This window comes from Pseudomonas sp. OV226 (genome assembly GCF_003148705.1).
Classification (GTDB): domain Bacteria; phylum Pseudomonadota; class Gammaproteobacteria; order Pseudomonadales; family Pseudomonadaceae; genus Aquipseudomonas.
Genome location: NZ_QGGS01000039.1, coordinates 24,349 through 31,099, shown reverse-complemented (window position 1 = coordinate 31,099; position 6,751 = coordinate 24,349). Strand labels below are relative to the sequence as shown.

The following is a 6,751-nucleotide window of genomic DNA, read 5'->3' as shown; positions in this document are numbered from 1 at the left end:
TGTTGAACAGACATAAAAAATCCGATGCCAGAGGTCTGGCATCGGATTTTCGGGGAAGCCCGGCTGGGACTCAAATACTTAAGTGAACAGCATTACGCTCGATGGCGGGGTCTGTCCAGTTAACGATTACTTCCTGGAAGGCGCCGCCACTCTCGGCAGAAATTTGGCCTTCGGCCCTCTGGGCGTCGTCGATTTCACTTTGCTGGTCTGGATCGGGTCTTCCCCAAAGCCCGCCACATACTCTGTCTGGCCGCATTTAACGCAATTGTTGATCGGAAATTCAGCCCCGTCGTCTTCGATATACGGATCAGCCATACCTCTTCCCCTCTCAAATGGATCGACACCGGCAAAGCCCTTTGCCTGAAAAATATCGATCACCAAGGGTTTTGAGACTAGTCGGTCATTACCGGACTTGGAATTCAGATTTCCGCGTGCCCGACGAATGGCCCACGTTTCACCTCATCTCAGTTTCACCGCCGTCCCTGTCACAAACACCACCACCATCCCGCCCTTGCCTGCCGGCATGCTGATCTCAAAATCAAGCCCCACCACCGCGTCCGCCTGAAGTGCTCGCGCCCGCTCCTTGATTTCGTCGGTCGCCTGAATCCGCGCTTCCTTCAACGCTCGCTCCAACGTCTGGGAACGCCCACCAAAAAAATCCCGCATCCCGGCAAACATGTCGCGAACAACGTTTATGCCCTGCACCGACTCGGCGCTGACGATGTCCAGGTAAGCGGTGATCTGGCGGCCTTCGATGGCGTGAGTTGTGGTGGTGATCATAGGAATTCCTTCTTAATAAACAGCGAATCAAGGCAACTTGGACAAATACGCGGCCAACGCATCAAACGCCGGCAACGTCACCGGATCATTCGCCGAGTTACTGGCAACCGGGTGCGAGGCATAACGAACAATCACCATCTCGGCTTTCGGATCAACATAAATGCGCTGACCATGAACACCGCGCGCCATGAATGCCCCGCCCTCCTTGTCCGTCACCCACCACATCGAGCGATAACTCCAGCCCTTCAACAAGTCATAGCCGGCCTTGGCAAAAACCTGTTTGTCGCCGCCACGGCGAATGTCGTCCACCACCGCTTTGGGCACGATCTGCTGGCCATTGAACAGCCCATCATTGCGCAACATCTCGCCAAATCGGGCGAGGTCTCGCAAGCCAGTATTCAATCCACCACCGGCAAACGGCGTGCCGATAGAGTCCACCGTGAAATAGGCATCCTGCTCGGCGCCCAGTCGACTCCAGATGCGCTCCGACAACAACTGCGCCACGTTGCGGCCGGTCGCTCGGGCGATGATCCAGCCCAATACGTCGGTGTTGACGGTCTTGTAGCCAAACGCACTGCCGTGTTCGCCTTGCAGTTGAACGGTCTGCAAAAACTCGTAGTAACTTCGCGGCCCGGTGTAGTCCTTTGGCTTGGGCAAGGGGCTACCCGCTTTTGCGTGAGCCCATACTTCTGCGTTTGGGTCGGCATAGTCTTCGCTGTATTTCAGAGCCGTTGTCATATCGAGGACCTGACGTACCGTGGCGCTGCCAAACGCGGAAGCTGCCAACTCGGGAACGTATTCGACAACAGGCTTGTTCGCGTCGATTCGCCCTTCGGCGACCAACATCGCGCCCAATGTGCCAACTACGGACTTGGTCACCGACATCGCCGCGTGCTGACCTTCGGGTTTCAGCACGCCGAAGTAACGCTCGTACACAACCTTGCCGCAATGCATCACCACAATTCCATCGGTGTAAGTGGCCGCCAGGGATTGATCCCAGGTCATCGGCTTTTTAGCGCCGAGCGGCGTGAAGCTGATGGCGTCGATATCGTTGCGCAACAAGGACGCCAATGGCACAGGGGCGCCGAGACCTCGTGAGACGTTGATCGTAGGCATGAGTTGCCGGAAGTTCGAGACGCTCCAGCGCATCGCCGGGAACTGGAAATAGCTGCCGTCTTCGAAGCGTACGGTGCGATCAGCAGGGGGTGGCGAGCCGACCATCCAGCCGAGTTTAGCGGGGTCGCTGGCTTCGGCGTCCGGGAATGTTGTTGCGGTGGCGAGTGATGACAGAGTGCACGCCAACACGGCGGCAATAGATATGACCTAGCGGCGGTAAGTGGCGCGTGGGCGGGACATGGTGTCGATTCCGTTCGAGGGGTTCGGGCAGTCTAACAGGTGGGTGACGAGGCTGAAGACCAGGCTTTTCGAGGCGCCAAATGAAATCAACTATCCAAGCCCATTGAAAAAAATCAGAGGCTAAAGAAGCTTAATCAACACCGCCGTGACGGTTGCCACCGCCCCAATCATCCCGATGGCGATCGCCACCGGGCATCAAAAGGTTTCACGGGTCATCTTGCCGGCTTCGGTATTCAACTTGCTCGCCTCGGCATTCAGCTTGCGCTGCTCAGCAAGCAGCTTGATGATTTCAACGTGGAGCTTTTCGAGCTCGGCCTGTTTCATGGTCATTTCCTGCATAAAGCGCGTCAGTCCATTCCAGGGAAATGGGGCGCCCCTGAGGTGTGCTGCCCTTTTTTTCATCTTGAACCCTAAGGCCCAAAGCGAACAACCCGTCCCGAGATGGGCTATGTGGAGCGCATTTCCCGTGGAAGCACCTAACCTGCTAGCTTTCCAGCGTTACGCCCCACACGCCCAAGACTCGTCCTACATAAAACTCGGAAACTCCAGCGTCGTTCACAAACTCCAGACACCAGAAACCACAAAACCCCTGACTTCTTTCGAAATCAGGGGTTTTGGTTACATCGAATTTGGCGGTGAAGGAGAGATTCGAACTCTCGATACAATTTCTTGTATACACACTTTCCAGGCGTGCTCCTTAAGCCACTCGGACACTTCACCGTATCTCGTCAAACATGTTCTGTCTGTCGAGGCGCGCTAATGTAGTCGAAACCTTTTCCGATGGCAAACTTTTTTTGCAGAATTTTCATGCGCTTAGCGTTTTAGTCGTTCCGGCGGGTTCCGGGCCATGGCAAACCTGCCAATCTCTGGCTTCGCCCTTCCTTCTATATAGAGAGGAATACGCGACGGGTGTGGCCGGCTACGCTTGCCCGACGGGGAAAGGGTGACTGGCGGGTCAGTCACGGCGCTTTACCTGGCCTGCCGTGGTGGGTAACGTCTGCCCCAACTTTCATACAAGGAATAGCGTCATGAGTGAGTTGATTTCCTACCATCTCGAAGACGGTATCGCGACCCTGACCTTGAGCAATGGCAAGGTCAATGCCATCTCTCCGGACGTGATTGCTGCGTTTAATGCTGCGCTGGATCAGGCCGTGACTGATCGTGCGGTGGTGATCATTACCGGTACGCCCGGGATTCTGTCGGGTGGTTATGACTTGAAGGTGATGACGTCCGGCCCTAAAGAAGCCGTGGCGTTGGTCACGGCCGGTTCGACACTGGCCCGTCGCCTGCTGTCGCACCCGTTCCCGGTGATCGTCGCGTGCCCTGGGCATGCTGTGGCCAAGGGCGCGTTCCTGCTGTTGTCGGCGGATTACCGCATCGGTGTCGATGGCCCGTTCAGCATTGGCCTGAACGAAGTGCAGATCGGCATGACCATGCACCACGCCGGTATCGAGATCGCCCGTGATCGCCTGCGCAAGTCGGCGTTCCACCGTTCCGTGATCAATGGCGAGATGTTTAACCCGCAGAGCGCTGTCGATGCCGGTTTCCTCGACGCGGTGGTGTCGGCCGAAGAGCTGCAAGGCGCAGCGTTGGCGGCGGCTCGTCAGCTGAAGAAGATCAACATGACCGCGCACAAGAACACCAAGTTGAAAGTGCGCAAGGCGTTGCTGGAGACGCTGGACAACGCGATCATCCTGGATCAGGAGCATTTGGGTTAAGCCCAAAACTCGCTGCACCGAAAAGCCCGACCGTCGTGTCGGGCTTTTTCTTACGCATCGCGATGAAAGGTCTGTAACCGCTCTAGTATGCGACTGACCAACAAGTCGGAAACATGCGCACAAATATCGCCTATCTCCCCCTTCTATAGCGGCAATTGCCGAAAACAGTGCACATCCGTACACTGCGCCACCTTTTGTCCCGGTGGGGCCTGTAAATGCTGTTTGTGTTTCGTATGTTCTTGATGGGCCTGCACTTTATTCTGGCCGGAGTGCTTGGGGTGTTTCTGGGCCTGTGTCGCCCGTTCAACCCGGACAACAGCCGTTTGTGCGCACGCCTGTATGCGTGGCCGGCGATGTGCATTTTGCGTTTACGGGTGAAGGCTGACGTCGGGCCATTGATGGATAAACCCGAGAGCTGCGTGATTATTGCCAATCACCAGTCCAACTACGACCTGTTCGTATTCGGCAACGTGGTGCCCCGCCGCACCGTGTGCATCGGCAAGAAAAGCCTCAAGTGGGTGCCGCTGTTCGGGCAGTTGTTCTGGCTGGCCGGGAACGTGTTGATCGACCGCGGCAATGCGCACAAGGCGCGCCAGTCGATGTTGACCACCACTCACACCTTGCAGCATGAAGACACGTCTATCTGGGTGTTCCCGGAAGGCACGCGCAACCTTGGCGAAGAGCTGCTGCCATTCAAGAAAGGCGCGTTCCAGATGGCGATTGCTGCCGGCGTGCCGATCGTGCCGGTGTGTGTCAGCAGTTACGTCAAACACATGCGATTGAACCGCTGGCGCAGTGGGAAGATTCTGATTCGTTCGTTGCCGGCGATTCCGACGGTGGGGTTGAGCCTGGACGATATGCCCATGCTAATGGACCAGTGCCGCGAACAGATGCGCGAGTGCATCGCTTCGATGGATCGGCAACTGCAAGCCGCGTAAAAAGAAACCCGCCTGGTGCGGGTTTTCTTTTGCCTGCGAACTTTCGCCTGCGAACGATGCAGAGTTTGCTCACTCTCAAGCAGTAGACAAGGCTAAGCTGAAGATTGCCTGCCACTGCCACCTGCTAAAAAGAAGTGAACTTGAATCATGGGTAGAGTTGTTGCTGCTGCGGTTTACAGCGCCGGTAAGAAAGTCACCAATATCACCTTGGATGAAGGCGCAGCCTGGGCCGCAAAGCCCGGCCATTTTGTCTGGATCGGCCTCGAAGAGCCGGACGCCCAGGAACTGGCCAACCTGCAACGCCAGTTCAACCTGCATGAACTGGCCATCGAAGACGCCCTGGAAAAACACAGCCGACCGAAGCTCGAAACCTTCGGCGATGCACTGTTCATCGTCACCTACTCGCCGATTCGCAAGGAAGGCAAACTCGAATTCATCGAGACGCATATCTTTGCCGGCAACGGTTACATCATTACCGCACGCAATGGTCACTCCGCGTCCTACGCCTATGTCCGACAGCGTTGTGAGGCGCGTCCGTTATTGCTTGAGCACGGGGAAGATTTCGTCCTCTATGCCCTCCTCGATTTCGTGATTGAAAACTACCAGCCGATGGGCGAAGCGATTCATGCCGAGATTGATGAGCTGGAGCGCAACGTGTTGTGCAGCGCGCTGAATGAACATGACATCCAGAAGCTTCATGGCCTGCGCCGGGACGTCTTGCGCCTGCGTCGTTATGCTGCGCCGATGGTGGAGATCGGTGAAGAGCTGCAGAAGCTGAGCTTTCCGTTTATCGACAAGAACATGCGCCCCTACTTCCGCGATGTGCAGATCCACGTCACACGACAGATGGAAGACCTGACGACTTTGGCCGACATTGCCAGCCAGACGATCGAAATTGGAGTGCTGCTGGAGGCTTCACGTCAGAGCGTGGTGCAGCGCAAGTTTGCAGCGTGGGCGGCGATTCTGGCGTTTCCGACGGCAGTGGCCGGGATTTACGGGATGAACTTCCAGAACATGCCGGAGCTGGCGTGGCAATACGGGTACTTCGGGGTACTGGGGTTTATTGCCGTGGGGTGTACGGGTTTATGGGCGAGTTTCAAGAAGTCGGGGTGGCTTTAGTCAATACCGAGTCGTCTGTGACAATCGCGAGCAGGCTCGCTCCCACAGGAAATCAGCATTGTGGGAGCTGGCATGTGTTGGCATTAAACCGTTTCTGGCTTGTGCGCCACAAACCGCATCATCCACTCCGCCACCGTAGCGCCATGATGCTCATGCTCAAGGCTGGCTACGCCTTTGGAGTAGATTTGCTCGCCCAGTGCTTGCTGGCGGATTTCCAGCAGCGCTCGTGAGTAATCGTGAATGAATTCCGGATGCCCCTGGAAACAAAGCACCTGATCGTTGATGTGGTAAGCCGCATACGGGCAGAAATCGCTCGAGGCGATGACTGTGGCGTTTTTCGGTAGCGTCGTCACTTGATCCTGGTGGCTGATCAGCAAGGTCAACTCTTCCCTGACCGGGCTCATCCACGGTGCTTTCGCCGCCAATTTGTAACTGTGGGTGCCGACGCCCCAGCCTTGGCTGGCACGTTCGCTTTTGCCGCCCAGCAACAACGCCAGCAACTGGTGGCCGAAACACACGCCCAGCAGTTTGTCGCCGCGCTCGTAACGGGTCAGCAGGTACGCCTTGAGGGTTTCGATCCACGGGTCGGTGCCGAAAGAGTCGGCCTTGCTGCCGGTGACCAGATAAGCGTCGAAGATCAGATCATCGCTGGGGTATTCGCCCTGCATCACGTTGTAGACCGTGAACTCGGCCGCGATAGGCTGCTGCGAAAACAGGTGTTTGAACATCTGCCCGTAGCCCTGATATTGGTCGACCAATTCTGGACGCAGGATGTCGGTTTCCAGAATGCAGATGCGTAACGACATAAAAAATACCTGACACGTGATGGGAATAATGCAC

Annotated in this window: 7 protein-coding genes, 1 tRNA gene and 1 pseudogene; 3 read left to right on the top strand and 6 right to left on the bottom strand. The window is 56.4% G+C overall.

From position 1 onward, the window contains the following. Positions 1-126: 126 nt before the first annotated feature. The 5 genes and pseudogenes from C7534_RS31675 to C7534_RS31655 form a co-directional block, all read right to left on the bottom strand. Positions 127-315 (bottom strand): hypothetical protein, encoded by a 189-nt coding sequence (locus C7534_RS31675; RefSeq protein ID WP_046027150.1) that lies wholly within the window; start codon positions 313-315, stop codon positions 127-129. A 144-nt stretch (positions 316-459) separates the two neighbouring features. After that, a complete protein-coding gene (locus C7534_RS31670; protein ID WP_046027078.1) occupies positions 460-780 on the bottom strand; it encodes a YbjQ family protein in 321 nt (106 codons plus the stop codon). 27 nt (positions 781-807) lie between these two features. Further along, positions 808-2,094 (bottom strand): serine hydrolase domain-containing protein, encoded by a 1,287-nt coding sequence (locus C7534_RS31665; RefSeq protein ID WP_442963241.1) that lies wholly within the window; start codon positions 2,092-2,094, stop codon positions 808-810. 162 nt (positions 2,095-2,256) lie between these two features. Next, a pseudogene (locus tag C7534_RS33185) lies at positions 2,257-2,460 on the bottom strand (hypothetical protein). A 306-nt stretch (positions 2,461-2,766) separates the two neighbouring features. Beyond that, a tRNA-Ser gene (locus tag C7534_RS31655) sits at positions 2,767-2,856 on the bottom strand. Between the two features lie 308 nt (positions 2,857-3,164). Between C7534_RS31655 and C7534_RS31650 the strand changes: the two genes are divergently transcribed. The 3 genes from C7534_RS31650 (at position 3,165) to C7534_RS31640 (ending at position 5,911) form a co-directional block, all read left to right on the top strand. Continuing rightward, positions 3,165-3,854 carry a crotonase/enoyl-CoA hydratase family protein gene (locus tag C7534_RS31650; protein WP_046027080.1) on the top strand — a complete coding sequence of 230 codons (690 nt, stop codon included), beginning with the start codon at positions 3,165-3,167 and terminating at the stop codon, positions 3,852-3,854. A gap of 215 nt (positions 3,855-4,069) precedes the next feature. Next, positions 4,070-4,792, top strand: a complete 723-nt coding sequence (locus C7534_RS31645) for a lysophospholipid acyltransferase family protein (RefSeq protein WP_109788204.1) — start codon at positions 4,070-4,072, stop codon at positions 4,790-4,792. Positions 4,793-4,939: 147 nt separating this feature from the next. Beyond that, complete coding sequence (locus C7534_RS31640; RefSeq protein ID WP_046027082.1) at positions 4,940-5,911, top strand: magnesium and cobalt transport protein CorA; 972 nt, start codon at positions 4,940-4,942, stop codon at positions 5,909-5,911. A gap of 83 nt (positions 5,912-5,994) precedes the next feature. Here the strand turns inward: C7534_RS31640 and C7534_RS31635 are convergent, their stop codons facing one another. Further along, positions 5,995-6,717 (bottom strand): amidotransferase, encoded by a 723-nt coding sequence (locus C7534_RS31635; protein WP_109788203.1) that lies wholly within the window; start codon positions 6,715-6,717, stop codon positions 5,995-5,997. Positions 6,718-6,751: the final 34 nt, after the last annotated feature.